The 25,864-nt window shown below is 70.0% G+C and carries 26 protein-coding genes; 3 read left to right on the top strand and 23 right to left on the bottom strand.

Going from position 1 to position 25,864, the window contains the following annotated elements; translation table 11 throughout:
- Positions 1-18: 18 nt before the first annotated feature.
- Entirely contained in the window at positions 19-957 is a 939-nt protein-coding gene (locus M0R80_04550) for a cation diffusion facilitator family transporter (protein ID MCK9458888.1), read from the top strand.
- Complete coding sequence (locus M0R80_04545; protein ID MCK9458887.1) at positions 954-1,727, top strand: DUF4079 family protein; 774 nt, start codon at positions 954-956, stop codon at positions 1,725-1,727. The genes M0R80_04550 and M0R80_04545 overlap by 4 nt, the downstream gene beginning before the upstream one ends.
- A gap of 9 nt (positions 1,728-1,736) precedes the next feature.
- Here M0R80_04545 and M0R80_04540 read toward each other — a convergent pair whose 3' ends face one another.
- The 12 genes from M0R80_04540 to M0R80_04485 all read right to left on the bottom strand — a co-directional run bounded on the left by M0R80_04540 (position 1,737) and on the right by M0R80_04485 (position 13,764).
- Complete coding sequence (locus tag M0R80_04540; protein MCK9458886.1) at positions 1,737-3,236, bottom strand: ATP-binding protein; 1,500 nt, start codon at positions 3,234-3,236, stop codon at positions 1,737-1,739.
- Complete coding sequence (locus tag M0R80_04535) at positions 3,233-3,910, bottom strand: hypothetical protein (protein MCK9458885.1); 678 nt, start codon at positions 3,908-3,910, stop codon at positions 3,233-3,235. The genes M0R80_04540 and M0R80_04535 overlap by 4 nt, the downstream gene beginning before the upstream one ends.
- A complete protein-coding gene (locus tag M0R80_04530) occupies positions 3,907-5,463 on the bottom strand; it encodes a BamA/TamA family outer membrane protein (protein MCK9458884.1) in 1,557 nt (518 codons plus the stop codon). The genes M0R80_04535 and M0R80_04530 overlap by 4 nt, the downstream gene beginning before the upstream one ends.
- A complete protein-coding gene (locus tag M0R80_04525) occupies positions 5,460-6,002 on the bottom strand; it encodes a zinc ribbon domain-containing protein (protein MCK9458883.1) in 543 nt (180 codons plus the stop codon). The genes M0R80_04530 and M0R80_04525 overlap by 4 nt, the downstream gene beginning before the upstream one ends.
- Positions 6,003-6,505: 503 nt before the next feature.
- The gene (locus M0R80_04520; GenBank protein MCK9458882.1) at positions 6,506-6,787 is read right to left on the bottom strand and encodes a 4Fe-4S binding protein; all 282 of its coding nucleotides are present in this window, start codon (positions 6,785-6,787) and stop codon (positions 6,506-6,508) included.
- The gene (locus M0R80_04515; GenBank protein MCK9458881.1) at positions 6,788-7,561 is read right to left on the bottom strand and encodes a 2Fe-2S iron-sulfur cluster-binding protein; all 774 of its coding nucleotides are present in this window, start codon (positions 7,559-7,561) and stop codon (positions 6,788-6,790) included.
- 13 nt (positions 7,562-7,574) lie between these two features.
- Positions 7,575-9,461, bottom strand: a complete 1,887-nt coding sequence (locus M0R80_04510; protein MCK9458880.1) for a 4Fe-4S binding protein — start codon at positions 9,459-9,461, stop codon at positions 7,575-7,577.
- Positions 9,452-9,943: an NAD(P)H-dependent oxidoreductase subunit E gene (locus tag M0R80_04505; GenBank protein MCK9458879.1), complete on the bottom strand. Its 492-nt coding sequence runs from the start codon at positions 9,941-9,943 to the stop codon at positions 9,452-9,454. Before M0R80_04505 ends, M0R80_04510 begins: the two co-directional genes overlap by 10 nt.
- Positions 9,940-11,319: an FAD-dependent oxidoreductase gene (locus M0R80_04500; GenBank protein ID MCK9458878.1), complete on the bottom strand. Its 1,380-nt coding sequence runs from the start codon at positions 11,317-11,319 to the stop codon at positions 9,940-9,942. The genes M0R80_04505 and M0R80_04500 overlap by 4 nt, the downstream gene beginning before the upstream one ends.
- Positions 11,319-11,876, bottom strand: coding sequence for a 2-oxoacid:acceptor oxidoreductase family protein (locus M0R80_04495; GenBank protein MCK9458877.1), 558 nt, complete (start codon positions 11,874-11,876; stop codon positions 11,319-11,321). The genes M0R80_04500 and M0R80_04495 overlap by 1 nt, the downstream gene beginning before the upstream one ends.
- Complete coding sequence (locus M0R80_04490) at positions 11,873-12,631, bottom strand: thiamine pyrophosphate-dependent enzyme (GenBank protein MCK9458876.1); 759 nt, start codon at positions 12,629-12,631, stop codon at positions 11,873-11,875. The genes M0R80_04495 and M0R80_04490 overlap by 4 nt, the downstream gene beginning before the upstream one ends.
- Complete coding sequence (locus M0R80_04485) at positions 12,628-13,764, bottom strand: 2-oxoacid:acceptor oxidoreductase subunit alpha (protein MCK9458875.1); 1,137 nt, start codon at positions 13,762-13,764, stop codon at positions 12,628-12,630. Before M0R80_04485 ends, M0R80_04490 begins: the two co-directional genes overlap by 4 nt.
- 131 nt (positions 13,765-13,895) lie before the next feature.
- Here M0R80_04485 and M0R80_04480 point away from each other — a divergent pair, with 131 nt between their 5' ends.
- Positions 13,896-14,732: a response regulator gene (locus tag M0R80_04480; GenBank protein MCK9458874.1), complete on the top strand. Its 837-nt coding sequence runs from the start codon at positions 13,896-13,898 to the stop codon at positions 14,730-14,732.
- Between the two features lie 665 nt (positions 14,733-15,397).
- On the opposite strand, the gene M0R80_04475 is transcribed toward M0R80_04480, so the two are convergent.
- From M0R80_04475 to M0R80_04425, 11 genes are all read right to left on the bottom strand, one after another.
- The gene (locus M0R80_04475) at positions 15,398-15,748 is read right to left on the bottom strand and encodes a LysR family transcriptional regulator (GenBank protein ID MCK9458873.1); all 351 of its coding nucleotides are present in this window, start codon (positions 15,746-15,748) and stop codon (positions 15,398-15,400) included.
- A gap of 14 nt (positions 15,749-15,762) precedes the next feature.
- Entirely contained in the window at positions 15,763-16,368 is a 606-nt protein-coding gene (locus M0R80_04470; GenBank protein ID MCK9458872.1) for a hypothetical protein, read from the bottom strand.
- Between the two features lie 76 nt (positions 16,369-16,444).
- Positions 16,445-17,668, bottom strand: coding sequence for a tryptophan--tRNA ligase (locus M0R80_04465; protein MCK9458871.1), 1,224 nt, complete (start codon positions 17,666-17,668; stop codon positions 16,445-16,447).
- On the bottom strand, positions 17,665-19,593 hold the full coding sequence (gatE, locus tag M0R80_04460) for a Glu-tRNA(Gln) amidotransferase subunit GatE (protein ID MCK9458870.1): 1,929 nt from the start codon (positions 19,591-19,593) through the stop codon (positions 17,665-17,667). Before gatE ends, M0R80_04465 begins: the two co-directional genes overlap by 4 nt.
- A 43-nt stretch (positions 19,594-19,636) precedes the next feature.
- Positions 19,637-20,026: a zf-TFIIB domain-containing protein gene (locus tag M0R80_04455; GenBank protein ID MCK9458869.1), complete on the bottom strand. Its 390-nt coding sequence runs from the start codon at positions 20,024-20,026 to the stop codon at positions 19,637-19,639.
- 24 nt (positions 20,027-20,050) lie between these two features.
- Positions 20,051-20,320: a hypothetical protein gene (locus tag M0R80_04450; GenBank protein MCK9458868.1), complete on the bottom strand. Its 270-nt coding sequence runs from the start codon at positions 20,318-20,320 to the stop codon at positions 20,051-20,053.
- Between the two features lie 11 nt (positions 20,321-20,331).
- Complete coding sequence (locus M0R80_04445) at positions 20,332-20,778, bottom strand: hypothetical protein (GenBank protein MCK9458867.1); 447 nt, start codon at positions 20,776-20,778, stop codon at positions 20,332-20,334.
- An 85-nt stretch (positions 20,779-20,863) separates the two neighbouring features.
- Positions 20,864-22,807 (bottom strand): TIGR04551 family protein, encoded by a 1,944-nt coding sequence (locus M0R80_04440; protein MCK9458866.1) that lies wholly within the window; start codon positions 22,805-22,807, stop codon positions 20,864-20,866.
- Between the two features lie 117 nt (positions 22,808-22,924).
- On the bottom strand, positions 22,925-24,139 hold the full coding sequence (locus M0R80_04435) for an SUMF1/EgtB/PvdO family nonheme iron enzyme (protein MCK9458865.1): 1,215 nt from the start codon (positions 24,137-24,139) through the stop codon (positions 22,925-22,927).
- Positions 24,130-25,218: a magnesium/cobalt transporter CorA gene (gene corA, locus M0R80_04430; protein ID MCK9458864.1), complete on the bottom strand. Its 1,089-nt coding sequence runs from the start codon at positions 25,216-25,218 to the stop codon at positions 24,130-24,132. Before corA ends, M0R80_04435 begins: the two co-directional genes overlap by 10 nt.
- A 13-nt stretch (positions 25,219-25,231) precedes the next feature.
- Entirely contained in the window at positions 25,232-25,513 is a 282-nt protein-coding gene (locus M0R80_04425; protein ID MCK9458863.1) for a hypothetical protein, read from the bottom strand.
- Between the last annotated feature and the right edge of the window lie 351 nt (positions 25,514-25,864).

The raw sequence follows: 25,864 nt of genomic DNA, 5'->3' as shown, positions 1-25,864 counted from the left end.
CGTGTTAACGAATCTCCCATGAAATCCGGCACCACGAAGGTCGTGGTCGCGGCGCTCGGCGCGAACGCGGGGATCGCGGCGATCAAGTTCGCGGTCGCGTTCCTGACTTTGAGCGCGGCGATGCTCGCCGAGGCGGTCCACTCGCTCGCGGACACGACGAACCAGGTGTTCCTCCTCGTCGGCCTCAAGAGGAGCGAGCGGCCGGCGGACGACGCGCACCCGTTCGGCTACGGTCTCGAGCAGTACTTCTGGTCGTTCGTCGTGGCGCTCATGCTGTTCTTCGTCGGCGCGGTCGTGTCGATCTACGAGGGCGTCGAGAAGATCCTCGAGCCCCACCCGCTCGAGCGGACGTACCTCATCTACGCCATCCTCGGCGTCTCCCTCGCCATCGAGGCGTTCTCGTTCTCCGTGGCGTACCGCGAGTTCAAGAAGAAGAGGCCCCGGGGGCTCTCCAACTTCGGCGCGCTCCGCGCGACCAAGGACGCGACCGTCGCGGTCGTGCTGCTCGAGGACACGGCCGCGCTGTGCGGGCTCACGATCGCCCTCGTCGGCGTGGCGCTCGCCGAGATCACGGGGCTGCCGGTGTTCGACGGCGTGAGCTCGATCGGCATCGGCCTGCTGCTCGCGTGCGTCGCGTTCCTGCTCGCGCGCAAGACCAAGGGCCTGCTCATCGGCGAGGCGGCCTCCGCCGAGGATCAGCGCCGCATCCGCGAGGCGCTGTCCGGGATCCCGGGCATAGGCAAGGTGAGCCGCGTCGCGACGCTCCAGCTCGGCGCGAGCCAGATCCTCGTCGGGATCGAGGCCGACTTCGAGGACGGGCTCTCCGCCGACGAGGTGGAGCACCTGATCCTCCGGGTGGAGGAGGCGATCAAGGACGCCGTGCCCACCGTGCGCAGCTGCTTCATCGAGCCCCACGACGTGCCGAAGCGCGGCCGGAAGAAGGCGAAGGAAGGATGAACCGGACTCTCGCATCGCTCGCCATCGCGGCAGCGCTCTGCCTTTCGGCGGCGGCCATCCGGGCCGAGGCGGCGTTCGACGACGGAGACGTGCGGCTGCTGCGCGTCAAGTGCGGCCTGTGCCACGGACTCGACGAGACGTTCGACGAGTTCCCGGGACTGCCCCTCGAGGATCGCGCCGCGGTGATAGAGGACATGCGGGGCCGCAAGCCCGGATGGATATCGGAGCCGGAAGGAGCGGCGATCACGGCGCTCCTGTCCGCCCAGGATCTCGACAGCCTCGCCGCCGCGGTGGAGCGCCAGACGGCGTCGGAGGCGCAGGAGAGGGGGGGGGCCCGCTTCCTCCCGATCGCCCACGGCGCTCTCATGCTCGCCGTTTTCCTCGCGCTGGGGATCGCCATGGCGCTGTCCGGCCTGAAGCGGTTCTTCGAAAAGAGGAAGATCCTTCCGCGGTTCCCGGGATCGTTCGTCCGGCGGCGACACGTCCTCAAGGGAAAGATCTACGTGCCGTGCGCTCTCGCGGGGCTCTGCTTCGGGCTCGCCATCTGGGCGCTGGACGGCTTCTCCATCGGCGCGGCGCCGCACTTCGCTGCCGGCTGCGGCGTGGGGTTGCTGTTCGCCTTGGGTGGCTTCGCCGGGCTGCGCCTCGCCGGCGGGAAGGGGACGCCCGCCACGCGCCGGCTCCACACCGCCTGCAACCTGACCGCGACCGCCCTGTTCGCGTTCAACGTCGTGTCCGGCCTGCTCCTCGTCTGCGCGCTGATCGGTTGATCGCCCGAATCACCCCGCGATCGGGATCACGACGACGAACACGGCCCCCTGCGCCGCGCCCTCGTCGACCCAGATGCGGCCGCCGTGCTCGAGGACGATCTTCTTGCAGATGGCGAGCCCGAGCCCCGTGCCCTCGCTCTTGGTCGTGAAGTACGGATCGAAGATCGACGGGTGGTGCTCGGGCTGGATGCCGGGGCCGTTGTCCGCTACCCGGAGCTCGACCTCCGGGTGCTTCTGGCCGCCGGTACGGGCCGCGGAGATCCGGATCCGCGGCCCCGCGACCTCGGTGCCGACGAGCGCCTCGGCCGCGTTGCGCGTCAGGTTGTCGATCACGCGCCTCATCATCATGCGGTCGATCAGCACCGGAATGGGATCGGTCGGTATCTCCCACACGACGGACACGCCCTGCTCGCCCAGGTGCCTGAGCGACTGCTCGCACTCCTCGAGGAACTCGCGCAGGTCGACGAGCTGCGGCCGGACCTCGGGCAGGCGCGCGAACGCCGTGAAGTCGGAGGTCAGGCGCCTGAGCGTCGCGACCTCCTCCTCGATGATCTCGGTGGACTGCTCGAGCAGCCGCGCGAACGCCGGGTCGTCGCCCGAGTACTTCTCCCTGAGCTGCTGCGCTGCGAGGTGGATGGGCGTCAGCGGGTTCTTGATCTCGTGGGCGAGGCGGCGCGCCATCTCCTGCCACGCGGAGATCTTCTGCAGGTACTCGATGCGCGTGCGGCTCGCGCCGAGCTCGGCGACCATGCCGTTGAACGACTCCACGAGCTCGCCGACCTCGTCGCCCGAGCCCGGATCGACCCGCACCGTGAGGTCGCCGCGCGCGACCTGCGCCGTCGCGGCGCTCAGGCGGTGGATGCGGCGCGCGAGCACCCGCGTCCAGAGCACGCCCACGGCGATGCTGGCCGCGACGATCACACCGAGGATCGCGATGTAGACGAAGATGACGCGCCGGTTCAGGTAGCTGGGCGGCGCCCGGACGAGCGCCGCGTAGGTCGCCGCGTCCTTGCCCGCGGCGGTGTAGCTCTCGACGAGCGACGCGTCCACGCCGAACACCGCCTCGATCGACGTGTACGGCCCCAGCTCGACCTCGACGCTCCGCGTCACGAGCTTCTCCTCGTCCGCGTCCGGCGGCGGCAGCGCCTCGGCCTTCACCTCGTACGATCCCGGCCCGACGAGCCTAAGCTCCCGCAGCGACGCGTCCGCGGCGAGGCTCCTTTCGAGCGACGCGACCACCTGCGCGTCGTCCCGGGTGTCCACGGCGGCGCGCAGGCTCGACGAGTCCGCGAGCTGCTCCAGCCGGAGCCGCTGCTGCCCCTTGACCGCCTCGATGTACTGGCGGTGGATCTCGAGCCCGCGCTCCATCTGCCCCGAGATCGCCGGGTTCAGGCCGACTCCGAGCGACGTGTCGACCGCCTCGCCGACGAGGTAGATTGAGATCGAGAGCGGGATGAGCGTGGTGACGAGCAGCGTGAAGACGATCTTGACGTCGAGGCGCCGGATCATGGCTGCCCCAGCTTGAACCACTGGGACACGAACGCGACGACGCGCTCCGCCTGCCCGATGCTGCGATCGACGAAGTGTCCGACGAACGCGCCGAAGAAGTTCGAGCGCGCCTCGCTCTCGCCGCGCCCGCCCTTCGGCCGGGTGATCCAGCGCTGGATGTTGCGCACCATCTCCTCGGACACCGGGTTGACCTCCGCGAGCACGCGGAGCCGGTATGTCCCCGGCTTGAGGATCGCGGTGTCCGCCACCGGCGCGCGCCACAGAACGCCCGCCGCGTCTATCGCCTGTTCGATGTTCGCGACGCGCGTGTGCCTCTTGCCCTGCACGTCCGCGAGCGTGACCGCGTAGTTCTCCTCCCAGAGATCGTAGACGAGCTCCGCGGAGCGCGCCCAATAGACCGCCGGCGTGCCGCCCTTCTCCCGCTCGACCGCCACGTGGACGAGCAGCCGGGTCGGCAGGCCGGAGGTCATCTTCTTGCGCACCGCCGGGGAGAACACGTCCCGGTAGCCGACCGTCGTGTGCAAAACGTCGCGGGAGATGAGCAGCCCGACGCGCCGCGTCGCGATCGCGCCTTCGGTGCCCTCCGCGAGGAGATCGGGGGCCGCGACGAGGAGGGCCGCCGCGAGCGCCGCGACGGCGATCCAGGCCGACCGTCTGCGCCCGCGCGCGATCACTTCGCCATCTCCTCTCCGACCTTCGGGATCAGCCGGAACAGGTTGGCGACCGAGACCATGAACACGCCGATGCGCGTGTCGATCTTCACGCCGAGGTTGGCCGTGAGATCCATCGGCACGACCTCGTAGCCCTGGTACCCTTGGGGATCCGTGCGCAGATCCTCGCGGGAGGCGAGCGCGAAGACGCCGAAGTTCAAGAACCCGTTGACGCCGTAGACCATGCCCTGGCCCCGGTAGAACGGGATCGAGTACTCGAGAGTGACGGCCCCCGCGAGATCCTCGTACCGCATCTCCTGGACCGACGTGTCGAGCAGCCGCGGCTGCAGGTGCGAGAAGTTGAGCTCGAGGAGCCGCGTCGGCACGAACGACGAGAAGTCGCCGACGAAGAACTGGTTGTAGAACGGCGCGTCGCCCATGATGAACCCGGCGAAGAGGCCGAGCCGAATCGAGTGCCCCTTTCCGAGCGGGAAGTGCGTGTCGTTCGTGACGGTGAACTTCGAGAACTCGTAGTTCGAGCCGAGCACCTCGCTCGACAGCTCCACGCCGAGCTCCGAGAACGATCCCTCGGACGGGAGGAGCGGGTGATCCCGCGTGTCCCGCGCCACGCCGAACAGGATGCTGGACAGGATCGAGTTGCCCGGCACGAGGTGGCCGAACTCGATAGGGCGGCGCTCGCCGAAGGAGTAGTGCGATCCCGCGGCCGGCACGTCGGCGCGGACGAACTCGAACCTGTAGTCGAGCCAGAAGTTGAAGTCGAGGAGCAGCGTGTAGCCGGTGCCGGCCCGGAGGCCCGCGCGCTTGTAGTACAGGAGGGCGTAGTCGCGGGAGCGATCGCTCGAGTCCACGCGGATCCGCTCGTGCCCGAAGAAGTCGACGGCGTCCGCGTAGCGCCCCTCGATGTGCAGCCCGACGTCGCTGCCGAGGAAGTGGTCGTCCGCGATGGAGAGCTTGTACCCGAACTGATCGCGCGCGCCGACCACCGAGCCCGAGACCTGGATCCCGGTGCCCAGGAACGAGTTTTCGGCCACGCCGATGCTGCCGTACGGCGTGACCTCCGAGAAGCCGATCATGAGATCCTTGATGACGATGGTGTTCCGCTCCTTGACGCGGATGACGAGCACCGCCCACCCGAGGCGATCGCCGCGCTTCAGCGAGAGGCTGACCCGCTCGAAGTAGCCGGTCGCGAGCAGCCTGTACCGCGCGAGCTCGAGCCGCGGATCGTTGGCGGAGAACACCTCGCCCGGGCGCATGTCCACGTACTGCATCAACACGCGCCGCATCGTCTTCTTGTTTCCCTTGACGACGATCTTCTGCAGGAGGTAGCGCGGCGCCTTGGACTGCTGCGACTCGACGCCGGACATCTCGAGCGTCTCTTCGAGGAGCGGCGACGAGTCCTCGGCCTCCTCGATCCACGCAATCTCGGGCGCGCCCGCGTCGGCGGCCTCCTCGGCGCCGTCACCCTCCTCACCCTGGGCGAGGGCCGCGGCGGGCGCAGCGGCGCACGCCATCCAGAGCGCGATCGCGGCGAGCAGCGCCTTGGTCCTCGAAATCACGGCCCCTCCTTCCGCGAGCCGAGCTCGCCGAGCCACCCGCCGAGCGCGGCGGTGAACGCGCACGGCAGCGCGAGGATCGCCCCGGCGAGCGGCGCGTCCCGGCTCACCGACGACCCGACCCCGGTCAGGAGCCCGAGCACGACGAGCGCGGCGAGCGCGGGCTCGGCCACGGTGCGGCCGCGCGACATCCGCGACGTCGCGAGCCCGCCTATGAAGAACGCCGCGAGCACCGCGACCACGGCTATCACCGTGAGCCCGGGCGCCTTCGCGGCGATCCCGCCGAGCGAGTCGGTCGCCATCCCCTCCGAGAGCATCCCGGCCGCGGCGACGCCCACGCCGGCCGCGGCGAGCGTCGCGGTCCCCATGATCACGAGCACGCTCAACCCCACCCACCGCCAGCGGAAGCGCTGGACGAACGGCATGAACGTCCGCGGCTGGGCCCGGACCAGCGACGTCGCGACGTCGAGCACGCACCCGCACTTGTTGCAGTACTGGTTCGAGTCCGGGTTCGGCGATCCGCACTTCCGGCAGTTCCTCAACGTCGACCTCATCGGCGCCGCAAAGCCTTCACCGGCGCCGAATCACGGTATCGCGGGCGACGGGGGGATGCAACCTTCGGACAACTCGGGAACAACTCGTCCGTGGCGGTGAGCTCTACAGCTGCTGCCGACCGTTCTTGAGCCAGAACCAACCGATCCATCCGACAATCTCGGCCTCAATGTCCGGTGCAAATTTGCCTACCATGCCGTCAATTTTCGTCGAAATTTGACGACAAGCTAAATAGGCGATCTTCGGTCCGCTACACTTTTCATGCGGCCCTCGCCGACCCGCAGGCCGCGGCCCGGAGGACCGCGGTCAGGATGGCCTTCGGCCAAGCCCAACGGGCTTGCCGGAAGAGGGACCGGTTCGGGAAAGAGCGCAGGCATCCTGACCGCGGAGTTCACTCCGCGGTAGAAAGTCGGCGGAATGATCTGGACCGAGGCTCGGCAAGCTAGTCAATTTTGCAGATTCTGCAATCGGCCGGCGGGGGCGAGCCCCCGCCCTACTCGTCCACGACCATCGAGATGGCACCGTGGGGGCAGTAGACGGCGCAGAGGCCGCAGCCCTTGCAGTAGTTGAGATCGATTTGGATCGCGGACGTCGTGGTATCACGCGTGATAGCGAGATCCGGGCACATGAGCTGGCAGACGTCGCAGTAAAGGCACGGGCTCGACGCGGTGCAACGCTCGGCCTCGGCCCTCGCCTCGTCGAGCGTCATCCCCGCCGCGGCGGGCCGGAGGCGCGCGTTCCCGACGACCGTGCAGACGTTCTTCTCCATCGCCATCTACTCCTCCCCCCCGGTCCCCCACCCCTTCGGGATGTGGAGGCCCCGCGCCGCGAACACCGGGTGATGCGGCCGACACGCCTCCCAGAACCGCTGGTCGATCTCGCAGATCGCGCAGTCGTAGTTGTTCGGGCACAGCGCGCCCGGCATCAGGCCCATGAGGTTGTAGCGGCACGGCCGGTCGGTCGCCGGGCGGCTGCGGAGCCTCGCCACGCGGACGCTCTCCATCTCGATGGCGCCGGTCGGGCAAACCGCCGCGCACGCGCCGCAGCCGATGCACGCCTCCGACTCCTCGTGGAACGGCGTCGCGATCTCCTTCAGCGTGCCCCGGTTCACCGCCGCGATGGCGTGCGCGCCGACCACGGCGCAGACGCGCGTGCACCGGAAGCACATGATGCACTTGGAGCCGTCCTCGGATCGCTCGTACTCCTCGACGCCGCCGATGGCGTCGGCGAGCCTGCGGATCACGTCGGACTCCGGGCAGCGCGCCGCGAGCAGGCCGAGCACGGTCCTGCGCCGGCGGATCACGCTCGGGCTCTTGGTCTTCACCTCGAGCCCCTCCTCGACCGGGTACAGGCACGACGTCACGTGGTCCGTCGCGCCCTTCCAGCTCGGGTGCGTGATCTCGACGATGCACAGGCGGCACGCCCCCACGCCCTCGAGCAGCTTGTGGTGACACAGCGTGGGGATGTCGACGCCGTTGCGCCGCGCGACCTCGAGGATCGTCTCGCCCTTCGCCGCGCTCAACTCCTGCCCGTCCATGATGATCTTCATCGCCGCCTCGTTCCTAGACGACCCGCACGGCGTCGTACCTGCACACGACCCGGCAGGCGCCGCAGCGCGTGCACTTCCGCTCGTCGATGACGTGCGGCCTCTTTTTCTCGCCCGAGATCGCATCGGTCGGGCACGGCTTGACGCACGCCATGCACCCCGTGCACGCCGACGCGTCGATCGCGAACGTCGTGATCGCGCGGCACACGCCCGCCGGGCACCTCTTGTCGCGGATGTGGATCTCGTACTCTTCCCGGAAGCTCGCGATCGTGCTCAGCACCGGGTTCGGCGCGGACTTGCCGAGCCCGCACAGGGACGAGACCCGGACGTCCTCGGCCAGCCGCACGATCCTGTCGAGGTCGCCCTCCTCCCCCTCGCCCCTCCCGATCTTCGAAACGAGCGCGTGGAGCTGGAAGATCCCCTCGCGGCACGGCACGCACTTGCCGCACGACTCCTCGAGCAGGAACTCGAGGAAGTAGCGCGCCACGTCGACCATGCACGTGCGGTCGTCCATGACGATCATGCCGCCCGAGCCCATCATCGAGCCCGCGGACGCGAGCGCGTCGAAGTCGACCGGCAGATCGAGCTTCGCCTCGGGGATGCAGCCGCCGGACGGCCCGCCGGTCTGCACCGCCTTGAACGGCCGATCGTCGATGATGCCGCCCCCGATGCCGAAGACGACGTCGCGCAGCTTCGTCCCCATCGGCACCTCGATGAGCCCGGTGTTCTGCACCTTGCCCACGAGGCAGAACGCCTTCGTGCCGGGAGACCCGGCCGTGCCGACCTGCTTGAACGCGGCGCCGCCGTCGCGGACGATGGCCGGCACGCAGGCGAACGTCTCGACGTTGTTCAGGACGGTCGGCTTTTCGTACAAGCCGCGCTGCACCGAGCGCACGTACTTCGCGCGCGGCTCGCCGACGTTCCCCTCGATGCTGCGCATGAGCGCCGACGACTCGCCGCACACGAACGCGCCGCCGCCCCGGCTGATCGCGACGTCGAAGCGGAGGTCGCTGCCCAGGATCCTCTCGCCGAGCAGCCCCGCCTCGCGGAGCAGCCCTATCGCCGCGCCGAGCCGCTTGACGGCCCGCGGGTACTCGTTGCGCACGTAGATGAAGCCGCGCTTGGCGCCGACCGCGTGGGCGCAGATGATCATGCCCTCGAGCACGCGGAAGGGGTCGCCCTCCATGACCGCGCAGTCCATGAACGCGCCCGGATCGCCCTCGTCGCCGTTGCACACGACGAACCTCTCGTCGCCCTCGGCCGCGACGCACGAGCGCCACTTGCGCCCGGTCGCGAAGCCGCCGCCGCCCCGGCCGCGCAGCCCCGACAGCTCGACCTCGCCTATCACCGCCGACGGCGGCATCTCGAGCGCCTTGGCGAGCGCCCGGAAGCCGCCGGCCGCGACGTAGGAGTCGAGGCTCTCGGGATCGACGTGGCCGCACCCCTCCAGCGCAACGAACTTCTGTCCCCTGAAGAACGGGATCTGTGCGCGTCCCTTGAGCCGCCCGCCCTTCTTGCCCGGGGCGGGGAGGAGCAGCCTCTCGACGACCTCGCCCTTCGCGAGCGCGGCGACGATCTCCGCCGCCGCCGCGGGCTGGACGCGCGTGTACAGGACGCCGTCCGGCTCGATCCGCACGAGCGGCCCGGCCTCGCACAGCCCCTGGCAGCCGGTGACCGCGAGCAGCGTGGGCGCCCCGCTCCCCTCGAGGCACGGGGCGAGCTGCGTCTCGACGCGCAACCCGGCCCTCTCCGCCTCGGCGGCGAGCGCCGCGCGGAGCTCGAGGGCGCCGGACGCCACGCACCCGGTGCCGCCGCACACGAGCAGCCTCCGCGCGATCCTGCCGTCCGCCTCGACGAGCTTCCTTCGCAGGGCTTCCAGGTCTCTTGGAGTCGCTATTCGCATGTCCGTCTTTCTCGTGCGTCCTCGAGCCGCCTGACGATCGTCCCCGGCTTCACGTCCGCGAGGTACCTGTCGCCCGCGATGACGATCGGCGCGAGCGCGCAGGCGCCGACGCAGTTGACGATCTCGACCGTGTATTCCATGTCCGGCGTCGTCTCGCCCGGGCCGATGCCGAGCCCGCTCTTCACGTCGTCGAGGACGATCGACGCGCCGCGGATGTGGCAGCTCGTGCCCATGCACAGCTTCACGATGGTCCGGCCGCGCGGCTTCAGGCTGAACGCCTTGTAGAACGTCGCGACCGAGTACGCCTTGGCGAGCGGGACCCGGAGGTGCTCGGCCACCGCGCGGATCGCCTGGGCGGGGAGGTAGTTGTAGATCGCCTGCACGTCCTGGAGCAGCGGCACCATCGCGCCCTGGTCTCCGGCGGCGTGCTTCGCGAGCACCGCGTCCATCCTCCCGATGTCGATGGTGGTCCGGGTGGTCATCGGCTCCCTCCGCTCTTCACGCTCGAGTCGGCGACGATGCTCTCGGCGGCGCGGCGTCCGGTCGCCATCGAGTCGACGATCGTCGCGGCGCCCGTGGCCGCCTCGCCCGCCGCGTACCAGCGCGTCCGCCCGAGCCGGTACGCGCCGTCCACGGCGAAGCTCCCGATCACGCCGCGCGAGGCGCCCTCGATCTCGAGCCCGTCGTCCGGCCGCCTGTCGCCCGCGGCGACGACCACCGACGCCTCGAGGCGCTGCCTCGCGCCGCCCGCCGGGAGCGCGACGCGGCCCACGCGATCCTTTGCCCCGGGCTTCACGGCCTGGACGGACACCGCGGACACGGCGCCGCCCGCGCCCTCGAGCGCGACGGCTCGCCTCTCGGCGAGAACCGCGACCCCCTCTTCCTCGGCGCTCCCGAGCGCGTCCTCGCCGGCCGGCCACGCGGCCCGGGGAGCCGGGTGCACGACCGACGCCGAGGAGGCGCCGAGCCCGAGCGCGAGCCGCGCCGTCAGGAGCGCCGTCCTCCCGCCGCCGAGCACCACGACGTCGCCCGAGACTCGGATCTTCGCGTCGCGCCGCGCCTTCCTGCAGAAGGACACCGCGTCGACGACGCCCTCGAGCTCGCGGCCCGGGAGCGCCGGCACGACGCCGCGGCGGGCGCCGGTCGCGACGAGGATCGCGCCGAAGTCGGCCTCCAGGGACGCTATCGACACGTCCCTGCCGACCCGGGCGCCCGTGCGGATCGCGACGCCCGCGGCGACGATCGCGGCGACGTCCGCGGCGAGCGCCTCCTCGGGCATGGCGAACGCCGGCACCGTGTCGGCCAGCATGCCCCCGGCCGCCCTCTCGGCCTCGAAGATCGTGACCGAGGCGCCGAGCTCCGCGAGCCTGTGCGCCGCCGCGAGGCCCGCCGGGCCGGCGCCGACGACGGCGACCCTTGGACCGGTCTCCTTTCGCGCGCCCGGGCCGGGCGCCGGGACGGCGTCCGCCGCCGCCCTCTTGAGCCCGCGGATGTCGACGCCCTCGTCGATCGCGGCCCGCGAGCAGGCGCGCATGCAGGCCGCGAGGCAGAGCCTCCCGCACACCGACGGCAGGGCGTTGGTCGCGCGGATGATGCGGGCCGCCCCCTCGAGGTCGCCCCTCGCGATGGCGCTCACGTAGCCGGGCACGTCCTGCCCGAGCGGGCACGCCATCACGCACGGCGGCTTCTCCGCGGGCTCGCCGGGGTACGGCCGCTGCGCGTAGAGCGCGCCGCGCAGCGACCCCGCCTCGCGCCTGAGCGACGGAAGCACGGTCGCGGGACAGCGCCACGTGCACCCGCCGCACGCGCTGCATTTCAGAGGATCCAGCTCCGGCCGGTGCGTTCTCCCGTTGCCCATCAGCGCACCTCCAGCCCGGCCGCGGCGGCGAGCGCCCGGCCGAGCTCCAGCGCCTCGAGGTTCGTCGCTCGGAACCTGGGCGACTCGTCGCCGACGGCCGCGACGAGGCTCTCCCAGGTCACGGCGCCGGACGCGGCGTTGAGGAACCCGAGCACGATCTGGTTCGCCGCGGTCGCCTTGCCGAACTTCCGGATCGCCGTCTCGGTCGCCTCGATCGGGATCTGGCGCTCCGCGAAGCCCTCCTTGGGCTTCACGAAGAACGGGTCGTAGCAGACGAGCGCGCCCGCGCCGCGCTTGGGCACGAGCGCCTCGTACGTCGGCTGCGACAGCACGACGAGGACGTCCGCCGCCTCGACGTGCGGGTAGTCGATGGGCTCGTCCGAGATGACGACGTCCACCGTCGCGTCGCCGCCGCGCATCGCCGCGCCGTAGCGCGCGGACTGGGCGACCTGCCTATGGTCGTTCATGGCCGCCTGCGCGAGGATCACGCCCGCCAGGATCACGCCCTGGCCGGCCTCGCCGCCTATCCGGATCTGCATCGTCTTCCCGCCGCTCATGACACGACCTCCCCGACCACGAAGCGGCGGCGCCGCTCGTCCTCGCCGAGGCGCGCGGCCTCCTCCGCCGTGACGCACGAGGCGTCGACGGCCTCGTACAGCTTCGCGAGATCGCCGAGCGCGTTGCGACGCCCGTACTGCGTCGGGCACGGCGAGATCGCCTCCACGAAGGTGAACCCCTTGATCCGGATCGCCTTCTCGATGGCGTCGATGAGCTCGACCGGCCGCGTGACCGGGTAGCGCGCCGCGTACCGCGCGCCGGCCGCCTTCACGAGCCTGCAGACGTCGAACGGCCGGAAGACGTTGCCCGCGGGATCCGTCGCCGTGTGCGTGCCGACGGGCGTCGTGCAGGCGGTCTGGCCGCCGGTCATGCCGTAGATCTGGTTGTTCGCGCAGATGACCGTGACGTCGAGATCGCGCCGCGCCGCGTGGATGAGGTGGTTGCCGCCTATCGACGTGAGGTCGCCGTCGCCGGACGCGATGATCGTCGTGAGCTTCGGGTTCGCGAGCTTGGCGCCGGTCGCGAACGGGATCGCCCGGCCGTGCAGCGTGTGCAGCGTGTCGGTGCCGATGTTCGGGCTCGGGATCCAAGCCGCGCAGCCGATGCCGGAGACGAACAAGAGATCGTCCTGCGGGATGCCGAGCCTGTCGACCGCGCGGAGGATCGATCCGAGCAGGAGGCCGTGGCCGCAGCCCGGGCAGAACGCCGTCCCCTTGAGCCCCTTGCGCAGGTACTGCTCCATCGCCCGGGTCATGACATCTCCTCCGCGAAGCGCACGACCCGCGAAGGATCGATCGTCTTGCCGTTGGTCTGCGTGATCGAGAGGACCCGCGCCCTCGTGCAGCCGCGCACGACGCCCGCGATCATCCCCTTGTTGAGCTCCGGGACGACGATCGCGCGCACCCTCTCCCCGAGCCTCGCGATCTCGCGCTCGGGGAACGGCCAGAGCGTCTTCAGCCGCAGGAGCCCGGCCTTGACGCCCTTCGCGCGCAGCCTCTTCACCGCCGCTATCGAGGTGCGCGCCGAGATGCCGTACGCGACGATGCCGATCTCCGCGTCGTCGAGCAGGTGCGCGTCGACCTCGACGATCTCGTCCGCGTGATCCATCACCTTGCGCATCAGCCGCGTGACGAGCGCGTCGTGGACGTTCGGATCGTCCACCTTCCGAAACCCCTTCGGATCGTGGGTCGAGCCGGTGACCATGAGCGCGCGGCCGTCGCCGAACGCCGGCATCACGGGGACGCCCGCGGGATCCGCCGAGCCGAACGGATCGCCGTCGCCGAAGCGCACGCGATCGACGACCTCGTAGTCGTCGTGCAGCACCGCGTTCTCGCGCAGGTGGCCGACCGCCTCGTCCGCGGCGAGGAACACGGGCGTGCGGAACCGCTCGGCGAGGTTGAACGCGCGGATCGTGAGATCGTACATCTCCTGCACGGACCACGGCACGAGCGCGATCGGGAACAGGTCGCCGTGCGAGCCGTAGCGGAACTGCATGACGTCGCCCTGCGCGACGTGCGTCGCCTGCCCGGTCGCGGGCCCGGCGCGCTGGACGTCGATGAGCACGAGCGGCGTCTCGGTGAAGTACGCGTAGCCGAGCCCCTCCTGCATGAGGCTGAACCCCGGCCCGGAGGTGGCGGTCATCGCCTTCGCGCCGCTCCAGGACGCGCCGGCGACCGCGCAGATCGACGCGATCTCGTCCTCCATCTGCATGAACGCGCCGCCCCGCTCGCGCAGGAGCTCGGCCATGCGCACCATGATCTCGCTCGACGGCGTGATCGGGTACCCGGCGAAGAAGCGGCAGCCCGCCCGGATGGCGGCCTCCGCCGCCGCGACGTTGCCCTGGAGCAGCTGCGCCGCGGGTCGCTCTTTCCTTTTTGGCTCGGCCATTCTCCTCGTCCTCTCGCACGTCTTTCGGGCGCCATTCTGTGCCACGCCTTTTTCTCTTTGCAACCCCAATCGAGTTCCCCTACACAAAGGCGAGGCGGCGGATCGCCCCGGCCGCCGCGGAAGGAGCCTGCGTGGCGCGATCGCCCTTGTTCCCTGCGAGCAGAGAGCTGTTCCGCCTGGCCCGGGCGGTGGTCGACGCCCGCCTCCCCGCCGAGCGGGTGAGCGACGCGGACATCGGTCGCGTCATCGGCCTCGAGAGCGCGCGGACGAGCCGCTGGAAGCACGGGCAGATCGCGGTCGGCGACGCGGCGCGGCTGCTCGCCCTCTCCCAGTCGACAGGCGTCGACATCGCCGTCCTGTCGCACGTCGCCGCGGGCTACCTCTCGGCCGAGGAGGCGATCTCCCTGCTCGCGAACGAGCGCGAGTTCGTGAGGTTCCTCGGCGAGCAGCTGCTGCTCCCGCAGGACGGGAGCGCGCTCTCCATGGTCGCCTCGGACGGGACGGAGGCGCGGATCGTGCGCCACACGGCGCAGCACTACGAGCGGCCCTTCCGGCGCGGCACCTCGGCGCGGCGCGCCGCCGACGAGCGGGAGGACGACGTCGTCGTGCTGCTCGCGGACGACGACGCGGCGACGATCGAGATGTTCGGCAACCTGACCGGGCGCGGCACCGGCCTCGTCGGCGTGGTCGCGCGGTCGCTCCCCGAGGCGCTCGTCACGGCCGGCCAGATCCGGCCGCGGCTCGCGATCATCGATCTGTTCCTCGGGCAGGCCGACGGCTTCGCGGCGCTCAGGGCGCTGCGCACCCACGAGGCGACGAGCGCCACGGAGCTCGTGGCGACGAGCCTCGCGGCGACGCCCGACGTCGCGCGGGCGGCCAAGGGGAGCGGCGCTGCGGCCCTGCTCGAGCGCCCGCTGCGCGCGCGGCCCTTGGGCAAGCTCCTGCGCGACCTGCGCCGCGGGACCTGAGCCGAGGCTCGAGGCGCACGAACGAGCAGTGCGTGCCGCTTGGCGCCCAATTCTCTTCGCATAAGCCGAGTATTCGCGCCGCACAGCGGCCCGTCCTTGCGCCGCAGCGACAGCTCCTCGCGGCGCAGTGATGCGCCCTTGCGCGAAAAGAGACGCTCCCTCGCCTGCGCGTCGGGGCGCCTTTCGGCGCAGGCGCGGGTCCTTGCGTCTTTCTTCCCTTGTCCTGCTGCCTGCGGAGCCGATTTTCCGGCTCGCACCGGCTCTTCCTGCGCAGAAGTCGTGCGTCTTCTCGCGATGGTGAGGCGTCCTGCGTTTCGGACGAAGCGTTCCCGTCTTTTCGAAGCGCGTGCTCGCCGACGTGGGCCTCGCGCCTGCGGGTCAGAGACGTAAGTTACAAAAGGAAGCAACGTCCCCTATTCGATCCTATTCGATCTGGTTGCGATTGGTCGATGGCATTCAAGGAATTGTTATTTGTAATGGATTGACCCCATTTCCGCGGAACCATCTGGCCGGACGTGGAACCCGAGGACTGATCCAGCCCGCGCAGATCCTGCGCGGGTTTTCGCAGAGCCCGAGTCGTCCCGTTCCCAGCCCGCGTGGATCCCGCGCGGGTCATTCCGGTACGCTCCTTCCCGCACGTTTCGACTTGGACGAGGGAGCGCGCCTCACCGGCTCGGCAGGTGACCCTTGAGCTCCTTTGCGGCGAGCTTTCCCACGGCCGCCTCGGCCTTGTCGCGCAGCGCCGTGAACGCCGCGACCAGCGAGCGCGCCTCGTCGGTCAGCGCCGCCCCGCCGTGGTGCTCGCCGCCCGCGAACCCGCGGACGAGCGGGACGCCGAGCCGCTCCTCGGCGGAGCGCACCTTCCCCCAGAGCGCGCGGTACGACATGCCGAGCTCCCGCGCCGCGGCGCTCAGCGATCCGGTGCGCGCGATCGCCTCCAGGATCCCGAGCCGGCCGTCGCCGAGCACCGGCAGCCCGTCGTCCGTCTCCAGCCAGATCTTGGTGCGGACGCGCATGGCGGTCGGGGACTTTACTTGCAGCCCTTGAAGTAGAAGTAGCCGTTGAACGCCGTGAGCGGCTGCCCGGCGGAGTCCTCGACATCGTCGAGGCTCGTGCAGTGGAACTCGACGTAGTAGCCGAACGACTTCTCCTCGATCGGCGTCACCTCTCCGTCCGCGGCCTTGGCGAACAGCACGACGAAGCAGTTCGCGTTGTCGGCGGGGTCCGGCTGATCGAACGAGAACTGGTTGCCGCCGTTCTTGATGATCGCGTGCCCGAAGTACGTGCGCAGCGAGTCGTCGTCCTTCGGGATCTTGGCGGCGGCGTCCGAGTAGACGCCCTCGGTCGGGGGCCCCTGGATCCCGGTGAAATTGACGTACAGCTCCGTCGCGCTGTCGACGTTGACCATCTTCGCGTCGCCGACCTCGAACGCGAACCGCTCGTTCGAGCTCGAGTAGTCGCAGGATCCGTAGTACTCCGCCCCGCCCTCGGCGAGGCTGCCGTTGAAGCCGAAATCCGCGGACGAGGTCGAGAGCTGGAACTCGCCCTCGACGAAGGCCTTCTTCGCGGGTTCTTCGCACGCGAGCGCGCCCAACGCGACGAGCCCGAACGTCGCCCAGATGATCGCCGTTCTCATGATCTCTTCTCCTTACGGCCGCGCGACCGGCGCGGCACCCGACCCGATACTATTTCTCCTCGGCCGAGTTGCCAAACTATTTGGCAAACCGGGCGAGCGCCGCCCTCCCGATGCCCATGGCGGCCCGGACCTCCTCCATCGTCGCCGCGGCGATCCCCCGCGCCCGCGCCGCGCCCGAGTCGAGCGCGTCGAGCACGGCCATCGGTCGCGCCTCGAGCGCCGCCGCGCGCTCCCGGATCGGCGCGAGCGCCCTGTCTATTCCCACGGCCAGCGCCTTCTTGCAGTCGGCGCAGCCTATCCACGCCGCGCGGCACCCCGCGGCGATCTCCTCCCGCTCGATGCTGCCTGTGAAGAACCCGTGCAGGGAGAAGATGTTGCACAGCTCGGGCCTCCCCGGATCGGATCGCCGCACGCGCTGCGGATCCGTGTACGCCGGCTTCAGCTTCGCCGCGACGACGTTCGGCGGATCGAGCACGCCGATGTGGTTCCCGAGGCTCTTCGACATCTTCTGCCGGCCGTCGAGCCCGAGGATCCGCGGCGCCTCGCCGCGCACGCGCCGGACGAGCGGGAACACCTCCTTGAACCGCCTATTGAACCGCTCGGCCACCTCGCGCGCGAGCTCGAGGTGCTGCTCCTGGTCCTCCCCGACCGGCACCAGCGCCGCCTTGTAGAGCAGGATGTCGGCGGCCTGCAGCACCGGGTAGTCGAGCAGCGCGGTGGACGCCTCCGCCACGCCGACGCCGACCTGGAGGTGCTGCAGGAGGGCGCCCATGCGCTCGTTGACACGCGCCGCGCCCCCGTCGTCGTCCTCCGCGGCGTCGGGATCGAGCGCCGCGATCTCCCGCCCGAGCTCCTCGGCCATCGCCGCCGCGGCCTCGCCCGACTGCCTGAGCGCGAAGAGCGCCGACCGGCGCGCGCCGCCCTCCTTCTTCGAGAGCGCGCGCTTCAGGGCGTTGCGCGCCTTGTCCTTGAACTGGGTCATCCGGAAGAGCGAGCCCAGGGGCGTGACGGTGTTGAAGAGCCACGTCAGCTCCGCGTGCTCGGGCACGTGCGACTGCACGAAGATCGTGCACCTCGAAGGCTCGAGCCCGCACGCCATCGCGGTCCGCACCGCGCCGAACGTCAGCTCCGGGAGCCGCGCCGGGTCGTACTCGACCGTGATGGCGTGATCGTCCACGATGCAGTAGATCGCGTCGTGATCCGCGGTCAGCTCGACCCACTTCTTCACGGCGCCGAGGTAGTTGCCGAGGTGGATCTCGCCTGTCGGCTGGATGCCGCTGAAGACCCGCTCCGCCGTCATCGCCCGTTCTCGACCGCGGCGGCGATCGCCTTGTGGACGGCGGCGCCTGCGATGGAGCCGAGGAGGGACGGCATCACCGCGCCCATGTAGTAGCGGACGCGCGCGGCGGGAAGCCGCGTGCGGGGCGCCTCGACCTTCGCGAGCAGCGGATCGAGCCGCGCCGCCAGTCCGGCCGCCGCGAGCGGGGAGATCTCGCGCCGGGCGAGCAGCGCCCGCACGGGGACGCCGGGCTCGAGCGCGAGATCGGCGAGCAGCGCCGGGAGCGCGTCGGCGGTCACCTCGCCCGCGGCCGCGGCGGCGAACAGGTCGTCAAGCGCCTTCGGATCGATCGCGGTCACCGGGTTCCCGCGCCGCTCAAGCCCGCGCCACACGCGCGTGAGCAGCGCGCCGGCGACCAGCGGGCGCACGCCGCGCGCGACGGCGTGGTCGAACACCGGGAGCCTGGGCGAGATGCCGAGCACGTCGACGACGTCCGGCGGCAGGCCCAGGGAGGCGAGCCGCGCGTCCGTCTCCCAGATCGGCGGCGCCATGCGTCCCTTGATGTCGGTGAGCCACGCCTCGGGGACCGGTATCGGCGCCGAGTCCGTGTCCGGGTACATGCGGTCCGGCCCGGGCAGGATCCGCTCGAAGTCCGTGCCGCCGTCGCGCCGGACCTGCCGCGTCTCGCCCGGGATGCCGGCGAAGAGCTCGCGCACCCGGTCGACGATCTCGCGGATGGCGCACTCCACGTCGGAGACGGGACCGCGCACGAGGATCACGGCGTCCTCGGCCTTGGCCCGCAAGCGGCGGCGCACGGTGCGCCACTCCTCCCCGGACACCCCGGCGGCGGCGAGGTTGCCCTGGTGGATCAGGATCGGCGGCTCGTCGAGGCACGCGATCACGCGGACGCGGCCGCCGATCTCGTCGGCGAAGGTCCAGCTCGGGCCGACCTGGCGCGCGAGCGCCCGGCGCATCCCGTCCACGCGCACCGCCTTGACCACGTGGCCGCGGGAGAGCGCGCCGGCGATGACGGCGCAGCGCGTCTCCTTGAACAGGTGCGCCACGTCGTACACCTGGTGCCTGAGCCCCTCGGCGGTCATCCCCGCCGCCACGAGCTCGTCGCGCAGCTCCAGGAGCGCGCGCTGCCTGAGCGCCTCGTTGCCGACGAGCGCGGGGATGAAGGAGATGCTCGGCACGCCCTTGATCTCGATCCGGGTGCCGCCCGTCGCGCTGACGTTCACGTCCTCGCGGGACGCCCCGGCGCCGCGCCGCACCCGGTGCGTGGATCGCATGATCCGGCCGAGGAACTTCGTCACGGTCGCGACCTCCTCGGGCGTGACCATGTGCGGGTGCGTGACCACCTCGACGAGCGGCATCGACAGGCGATCCGTGCGGAACGTGATGTCGTGGCCGACGTCGGACACCTCGCGGCAGGAGTCCTCCTCGACGCTGAGCTGGATGATGCCGATCTTGCGGCCCCTGAACGGGATCTCGCCGTCGACGCCCAGGATCGCCGTCCGCTGGAAGCCAGTCGGGATGGAGCCGTCGAGGTACTGTTTTCGGATGACGTGGATCTCGCCGACGATCTTGCACTTGAGCGCGAGCGCGATCTCGAGGCCGATGTCGATCGCGTCGCGGTTGATCTCGAAAGGCGGCGTGTCGTCCATCTCGTACGTGCACACCGTGTTGCGATCCATGAGGTAGATGATGTTCTTCTTGGTCTTGAACTCCATCAGCGCCGTGCCGTCGTACTCGCCGAGCTCGGAGAGCGTCGGCCGCATGTGCCGGAGCACCTTGGCGTCGACCTTCTCGCTGAAGTGCCCGGCCGGGCAGCGGCAGAACAGCTTGCGGTCCGTCTTGAGCTGCTGGTGGATCTCGAGCCCGCTCTTGAGCCCGATCGCGTTCCAGTCGACCTTCTCGTGCTGCGTGAAGAGTTTGCTGTCCATTCGAACTCGCGCTCCCGTGCGGTAGTTGCGCCCGACGCCGGGCTCAGTCGTCCAGAGAGAGAAGCGAGGCCACGAGGAGCTTGTCGGAGACGTCCCGCACCTTCTCGAGCTCGCCCCGATCGAGCCAGAACCCGCGGCACGTGGGGCACCTGTCGATGACGAGCCGCTTGAACTTCCGCGGGTGCACCTTGTCGAGGCGCGGCGCGCCGTCGCACCGCGGGCAGGAGAGCTCGCGGTCGTCCTCGGCCGCCGTCGCCACGAGGAGCTCCATCTTCTCGACGTCCACGAAGAAGTTGTCGTCGATCTTCGCGAGCTCGCTGGCGTCCAGCCAGATGCCGCGGCACTTCGGGCAGAGATCGATCTCCACGACGTCGGTCCCTTCGCCCCGGGTCTGGACCTCGAGGTCGACCGATTCACACCGCAGACACTTCATGGCTCCTCCTCGCGGGCCGCAAGCTCAGAACTTGCCGCCTTCGATCGCCTTCGGGATCTCGCCGACGAAGCTCTCGCGCAGCTCCATCACCTCGTACACCATCGCCTGGCGGGTGTTGATGAAGAAGGCGTTCGGCTTCTGCACGCGGCCCTCGATGACCGTCTCCTCGAGCCGGATGATCCCGCCCGCGCTCTTCTTCGCCTGGGCCTCGGCGGGCTCGACCGCGGCCACGAGCGCGCCGAGCCCGAGAAGGAGGCCGAATACGACACCGACCGGCCGGTTCGCCATCGCCATCACCTCGCCCCCTAACCCAGGAGCTCGCAGAGCTTCCCGCTCAGCTCCTTCGCGGCCTCGGTCGAACGCGTGACGATCAGGATCGTGTCGTCGCCCGCGATCGTGCCGAGCACGTCGTCGTACTGCTTGTCGTCCAGCGCCAGCGCGACCGCGCCCGCCCCGCCCGGCGACGTGCGCACGACGACCTGGTTGAACGCGCTCTCGACCTTGATCACGAGCCGCTTCAGGGTGCCGACCGGATCGGGCGCGGGGCGCGTCCCCGAGCCCCCGGCGTCCTGCGGCCGCGTGTAGCCGCCCTTGGACTTGACGAGGTCCAGCTCGGCGATGTCCCGGGAGAGCGTCGCCTGGGTCACCGCGTAGCCGGACTTCTTGAGCTCGTCGGCGAGCGCCGCCTGGCTCGGGATCCGCTTGCGCGCCACCAGCTCGATGATCGTCTGCTGCCTCGTCCGCTTCGACATTCCCTCGACCCCTCGTCGCCCCGCCCCCCTCGGGCGGCGTCGCGGCCCCAATACTAGCCGAATCCCCGCGCTGCGCCAACGCCGGTCAGAACGAGATGCCCAGGAGCACCTGCAGCGTCTGCGGGATCGTCAGATCCTGATCGTTGAACGGCGCGGCCTCGCCCTCCTCGCCGTCCGGGTCGTACGTCCCCTTGAACCCGCCGAGCGGGAACAGCACGCCGTACTTGAGCCCGGCGTGGAAGTTGTCCGCGGAGACGTACATCACCTGCCCGTTCAGCTCCACGCCGAGGTTCGCCGACGAGTTGCTGATCGTCGAATCCGCGAACACGGCCCGGCTGTAGATGACGTCGAACCGGATGCCGAGCTTCTTTCCCATCGCGCTGCGCAGGAAGTCGTAGCTCAGCCACGGCCGGAAGTAGTAGCTCCCGGACACCGATCCGAGGACGTGGTGGTACAGGATGAAGTCGTTCGAAAACGCCGGGTTGAAGGAGAACGACGTGTACTTGCTCGAGCCCGGGGAGTTGGCCTGGTCGTACGTCGTCGGCGGCGTGAGCCCCTCGACGTCCGGATCGCCGGAGGCGAAGCCGACCTCGAGGCCGATGCGGAGCTGATCCGAGAGCAGCCCGTAGTCGGCCTGGAGCACGGCGCCCCACTGCACGAGCGTCAGCGTGTTCGCGTCGTCGAAGTTGCTCAGCTCGCGGTCCGGGTTGCCGATCTCCCCGTAGATGAGCGCCGCCTCGACCTCGAGGTGGAACGTGTCGTACAGGAGCTGGAACCAGAAGTCCGGCGTGATGTTCCACATGTCGCGGCGGAAGAAGTGGAAGTCGGCGATCGTCGTCTCGTCGGTCGGATCGCCGTCGTCGATGTAGTCGAACGAGAGGACCTGCGAGCGGTACTGGAAGTGGAGCCCGGTGTTGATCACCACGTCGCCGCGCTTGATGAGCGCGCGCTGCTCCTCCTCGTCGTGCTTGTACGCCACGATCGCCGTGAGCTGGTACGCGTCGTCCATCTGCGAGACGTCGAACGGCCTTCCGGCGGCCGAGTTCATGGACGGCCCCTCGTTCGGGAAGTCGAACGCCGGCGCCAGCAGCCAGTCGTTGATCTTCACGGCGAACATGAGGCGGTCGACGCTGTCTCCGAAGTCCTGATCGATACCGTTGCCCGCGTTGTGGAGCATGCCGAGGCCCCAGTGATCGGCCATGCGGCCGAACCGGAGCTGGCCTATCGGCGTGAGCACCTCGCCCCACGCCCGGCGCACGATGATCATGTCCCGGGTCTCGGGCGGGCCCATGTTGTACCCCTGGACGGTGTACGTATCGACGGTCGCCGCGCTGGTCGCGTCCCAGTTCCTGTAGGACGACGGCGACGAGCCGAGCATCACGTTGTCCAGGAAGTCGAGCTGGGTCTTGATCCAGACCTCCTCGGAGATGTTGAGCGTCGGCTCGACCCGCAGCCGCATGTTCGCGCCCGCGAGCGTCTCCTGGTTGCAGTTGCGGCGGCCGCCGTTGTCGTCGCGGCAGTCCTCGCCGAGGTAGTAGTCCGGATCGGTGCCCGCGTTCCTCTGCGTCTCCATGGTGCGCGGGAACAGCGCCTCGTCGTTTCGCATGTAGAACTTGTGGTACAGCTCCGGGCGGACGCGGAAGTAGCCGTGGAGCTCGAGGATCTCGAGCGCGCGCTCGGTCCAGTCCTGGACCGGCTGGGCGGCCGCGCCGTCGTCCGCCAGCACCCCGCCCTTCTTCAGGTCCTTCTCGGGGTCCATCTCGCCGAGCGCGCCCATGTCGAGCTCGATCTCGTCCCCCGCGCGGGGCGCCTTGAGATCGAGCGGCTCGGCCTCCCCCTCGTCCTCCTCGTCGAACCCGGCGTCGACCGCCTCCTCGTCTGGCGCGGCCTCCTCGTCCTCGACCGGGGGCTGGGCCGCCGGGACCGGCTTGGGTTTTGCACCCGCGCCCTTCTGGGCCGCCGCGGACAGCGCGACGAGCGCTGCGGCGGCGACGAGCGCGAGCACGATGACTCCTTGGCGAACGCTCAAGACGACTCCTCCTTCAACCGATACGGATCGATGCAATTCGAGCCAACGCACGTTAATAGATATCAAACCCGGCGCACAAGCCCATAGTTGGCGCACGGAAGTCGGCGGGCTTCACCCCTACGGCGCCGGCGCGTCCATCGCGCAGCGGAAGCCCACGGAGATCTTGTGGACCTTCGGCCGGCCGGGGCTCCTGTTCGTCGCCACGGCGAAGAACGGGACGTCGTACAGCCACGAGCCCCCGCGCATGACCCGCCTTTCGCCCGCCTTCGGGCCCTTGGGGTTCTCGCGCGGGCTCGTCCTATAGTAGTGCTTGTCGTGGAAGTCCGACACCCACTCCCAGGCGTTTCCCGCCATGTCGTAAGCGCCGTAGGGGCTCACGTTCGACGGGAACGAGCCGACCGGAGCCGTGGCCGCGAAGCCGTCCTCCAGGCCGTGCAGGTTCACCCACTCGCGGCGCCACTCGTCCCCCCACGGGAAGCGCCGCTCGTCCGTGCCGCGCGCCGCCTTCTCCCACTCGGCCTCGGTGGGCAGCCGCTTGCCCGCCCACTTGCAGTACCGGACCGCGTCGTCCCAGCCCACGGCGACCACCGGCTGGCGCGGGCCCATGACCGAGCGATCGCCCCTGTGCGCCTGCGGATCGCACCGCCGCGCGTCGATGCAGCGCTGGTACTCCTCGTTCGTGACCTCGTACGCGTCGATGTAGAAGGCGTCCAAGCGCACGACGTGCCGCGGCTCCTCGTCCCACTCGCCCCACTCGCCGCCCATGACGAACTCGCCCTCGGGGACGTACACCATGCCCGGCGCCTCGACGGGTCCGGCCGTCGGCTGCGCGGGGACGGCCTTTGCGAGCTCGAGCCGCGCTTCGGGATCGAACGCGAGGAGGCGTTCGGCGTGCTGCCGCGCGACGACGTCCCACACGGACCGCGCGCACATGCACATCCGCTCGAAGTGGCCGTGCGGGCGCGCCGAGGCGACGTCGACCTGGTGCACGACCCACTGCCAGACCGTGCCTTTGGACTGGACCTTCTTCTGCATCGAGAGCGTCTGCCGCACGACCCGGTCCGCGCCGAGCGCGCGCCCCAGCTCGACGAGGCACGCGTCGTCGCACGCCGCCGGATCCGCGACGCCCCGCGCGGCCATGGCCGCGAGCACGTCCTCCCGCGGCACGAGGACGGCGCGCGCCGCGAGCTCCCGGACGAGCTTCCCGTCGAGCCACGCGGCCTCCTCGGCGGTCGCCTCCACGAGCGGGACGTTCGGCAGGAGCGCCACCTTGAGCGGCGCGGCGAGGGCGATGGCCGCGAGGAGGGGCAACGGGATCACGATCACGCCCACTTCTTCAGCTTGAAGAACACGTAGGTGACCACGCCGATCGCGGCGAGGCCGAGGCAGAACAGCGGGTAGGCGAGGTGCCAGTTCCCTGCCCCGCCGGTCATCATCGTCCACTCGGACATGCCGCCGATCCCCGCGATCACGGAGAGCGGCATGAAGATCGTCGTGATGATCGTGAGCCTTTTCAGCACCTCGTTCAGCTTGTACGAGACGCTCGACAGGTACATCTCGAGCAGGCCGGTGACGATGTCGCGCTGCACCTCGATCTGGTCCATGACCTGCACCGTGTGATCGTAAACGTCGCGCAGGTACACCCGGGTCGTCGGCCGGATCAGCTCGTCGTCCTGGTGGCCGATCTTGTCGAGCACCTCGCGCAGCGGCCAGACCGAGCGCCGCAGGAAGATGATCTCGTTTCGCAGCTCGTGCAGCTGCTGCAGCGTGCTCTGCGACGGCGAGTCGAGCACCTCGTCCTCGAGCGCCTCGAGCCGCTCGCTCAGGCGCTCCAGGATCACGTAGTAGTGATCGACGATCGCGTCGATGACCGCGTACGCGAGGTAGTCGGCGCCGTTCTTGCGCAGCTTCTTCTTCCTCGCGCGCAGCGCGGCCCGGATCGGCTCGAAGACGTCGCGCTGCGGCTTCTCCTGAAACGAGAGCACCCAGCCCTTGCCGAGCACGAGGCTCACCTGCTCGGTGATCACCTCGTCGCCGGCGTCCGAGAGGTAGAACATCTTGAGCACGATCGACAGGTACGCGTCGAAGTCCTCGAACTTCGGCCGCTGGTTGGTCGACAGGATGTCCTCGATGATGAGGGGGTGCACGCCGTACAGGAGGCAGATCTTCTCGATCGCCGCCTGCGCGCCGAGCCCGTTCACGTTGATCCAGACCGTGCCCGGGTGGTCGCGGTACGCGGCGATCTCGTCGAGCGCGATCTCCTTCCGCTCCTCGAGCGCGTCGTCCGTGTACGCGAAGACCGAGATCTCGGGCACGCACGGCGATGCCGGCGTCTCGGCCGCCCCGGACACCACTTCGCAGCGCGGCAGCTCGGACATCCTGCGGGCCGTGTTCCTGCGGCGCTTCTTCATCGCGGGCCCCCCCTCACCAGCCCGTGATGTCGGCGTCGGCGAGCCGCTCGGCGCGGTACACGACGTGCTTGTGCGGGCACTGGAACTCGAGCATCTCCATCGCCTCGTGGTCGTTGGTGCCCGGGTCGACCTGGAGGAGCGCCAGGTGCGGCATCATCGCCGAGACGGCGAAGAAGCAGATCCCCTGGCCGGGCGGGTGGTACAGCTTGGTCCCCTTCACGACGAACCGCTCGCCGGGCGTCGTGTACGGGCACCCGCCGTCGTTCGTCGCGATCGCGATCCGCACGTCCTGCATCGTCCGCCCCTTTCCGCTTCGGCCGGTCGGTGGAGGATAGCAGCGTTCGCAGGGCTGTAGAACAGGGAGAGCGTGGAAAAACGCGGCGCGGCCGATGCCGCGAGCCATCACGTGGTGGAGGACGCCGGGAGCGTCGAGCCTGGGACCGCGGGGCATGCGGAGACGGCGCGAGGCCCGCCACCTCGCGTCAAGTTATAAAAGGAAGCAACGTCCCCTATTCCATAGAAACGCCTCCTCGTGCAGCTTCGCCCAGATCTCGGCGCTCGAGCGGAAGGTGAGCAGCCGCACCGCCTTGCGGCTGTAGCCCAGCGTCATCAGGAAGAGCCGCGTGCGCTTGTACTTGCCCGTGTC

It is taken from the genome of Pseudomonadota bacterium, assembly GCA_023229365.1.
GTDB lineage: Bacteria > Myxococcota_A > Polyangia > JAAYKL01 > JAAYKL01 > JALNZK01.
The sequence above is the reverse complement of the archived record's forward strand: the minus strand, read 5'-3'. Positions and strand labels throughout refer to the sequence as shown.

Bases quoted from the DNA above. Each gene is read 5' to 3' on its own strand.
- M0R80_04550 (MCK9458888.1), top strand. From the start codon at position 19: ATGAAATCCGGCACCACGAAGGTCGTGGTCGCGGCGCTCGGCGCGAAC.
- M0R80_04545 (MCK9458887.1), top strand. From the start codon at position 954: ATGAACCGGACTCTCGCATCGCTCGCCATCGCGGCAGCGCTCTGCCTT.
- M0R80_04540 (MCK9458886.1), bottom strand. From the start codon at position 3,236: ATGATCCGGCGCCTCGACGTCAAGATCGTCTTCACGCTGCTCGTCACC.
- M0R80_04520 (MCK9458882.1), bottom strand. From the start codon at position 6,787: ATGGCGATGGAGAAGAACGTCTGCACGGTCGTCGGGAACGCGCGCCTC.
- M0R80_04515 (MCK9458881.1), bottom strand. From the start codon at position 7,561: ATGAAGATCATCATGGACGGGCAGGAGTTGAGCGCGGCGAAGGGCGAG.
- M0R80_04510 (MCK9458880.1), bottom strand. From the start codon at position 9,461: ATGCGAATAGCGACTCCAAGAGACCTGGAAGCCCTGCGAAGGAAGCTC.
- M0R80_04505 (MCK9458879.1), bottom strand. From the start codon at position 9,943: ATGACCACCCGGACCACCATCGACATCGGGAGGATGGACGCGGTGCTC.
- M0R80_04500 (MCK9458878.1), bottom strand. From the start codon at position 11,319: ATGGGCAACGGGAGAACGCACCGGCCGGAGCTGGATCCTCTGAAATGC.
- M0R80_04495 (MCK9458877.1), bottom strand. From the start codon at position 11,876: ATGAGCGGCGGGAAGACGATGCAGATCCGGATAGGCGGCGAGGCCGGC.
- M0R80_04490 (MCK9458876.1), bottom strand. From the start codon at position 12,631: ATGACCCGGGCGATGGAGCAGTACCTGCGCAAGGGGCTCAAGGGGACG.
- M0R80_04485 (MCK9458875.1), bottom strand. From the start codon at position 13,764: ATGGCCGAGCCAAAAAGGAAAGAGCGACCCGCGGCGCAGCTGCTCCAG.
- M0R80_04475 (MCK9458873.1), bottom strand. From the start codon at position 15,748: ATGCGCGTCCGCACCAAGATCTGGCTGGAGACGGACGACGGGCTGCCG.
- M0R80_04470 (MCK9458872.1), bottom strand. From the start codon at position 16,368: ATGAGAACGGCGATCATCTGGGCGACGTTCGGGCTCGTCGCGTTGGGC.
- M0R80_04465 (MCK9458871.1), bottom strand. From the start codon at position 17,668: ATGACGGCGGAGCGGGTCTTCAGCGGCATCCAGCCGACAGGCGAGATC.
- gatE (MCK9458870.1), bottom strand. From the start codon at position 19,593: ATGGACAGCAAACTCTTCACGCAGCACGAGAAGGTCGACTGGAACGCG.
- M0R80_04455 (MCK9458869.1), bottom strand. From the start codon at position 20,026: ATGAAGTGTCTGCGGTGTGAATCGGTCGACCTCGAGGTCCAGACCCGG.
- M0R80_04450 (MCK9458868.1), bottom strand. From the start codon at position 20,320: ATGGCGATGGCGAACCGGCCGGTCGGTGTCGTATTCGGCCTCCTTCTC.
- M0R80_04445 (MCK9458867.1), bottom strand. From the start codon at position 20,778: ATGTCGAAGCGGACGAGGCAGCAGACGATCATCGAGCTGGTGGCGCGC.
- corA (MCK9458864.1), bottom strand. From the start codon at position 25,218: ATGAAGAAGCGCCGCAGGAACACGGCCCGCAGGATGTCCGAGCTGCCG.
- M0R80_04425 (MCK9458863.1), bottom strand. From the start codon at position 25,513: ATGCAGGACGTGCGGATCGCGATCGCGACGAACGACGGCGGGTGCCCG.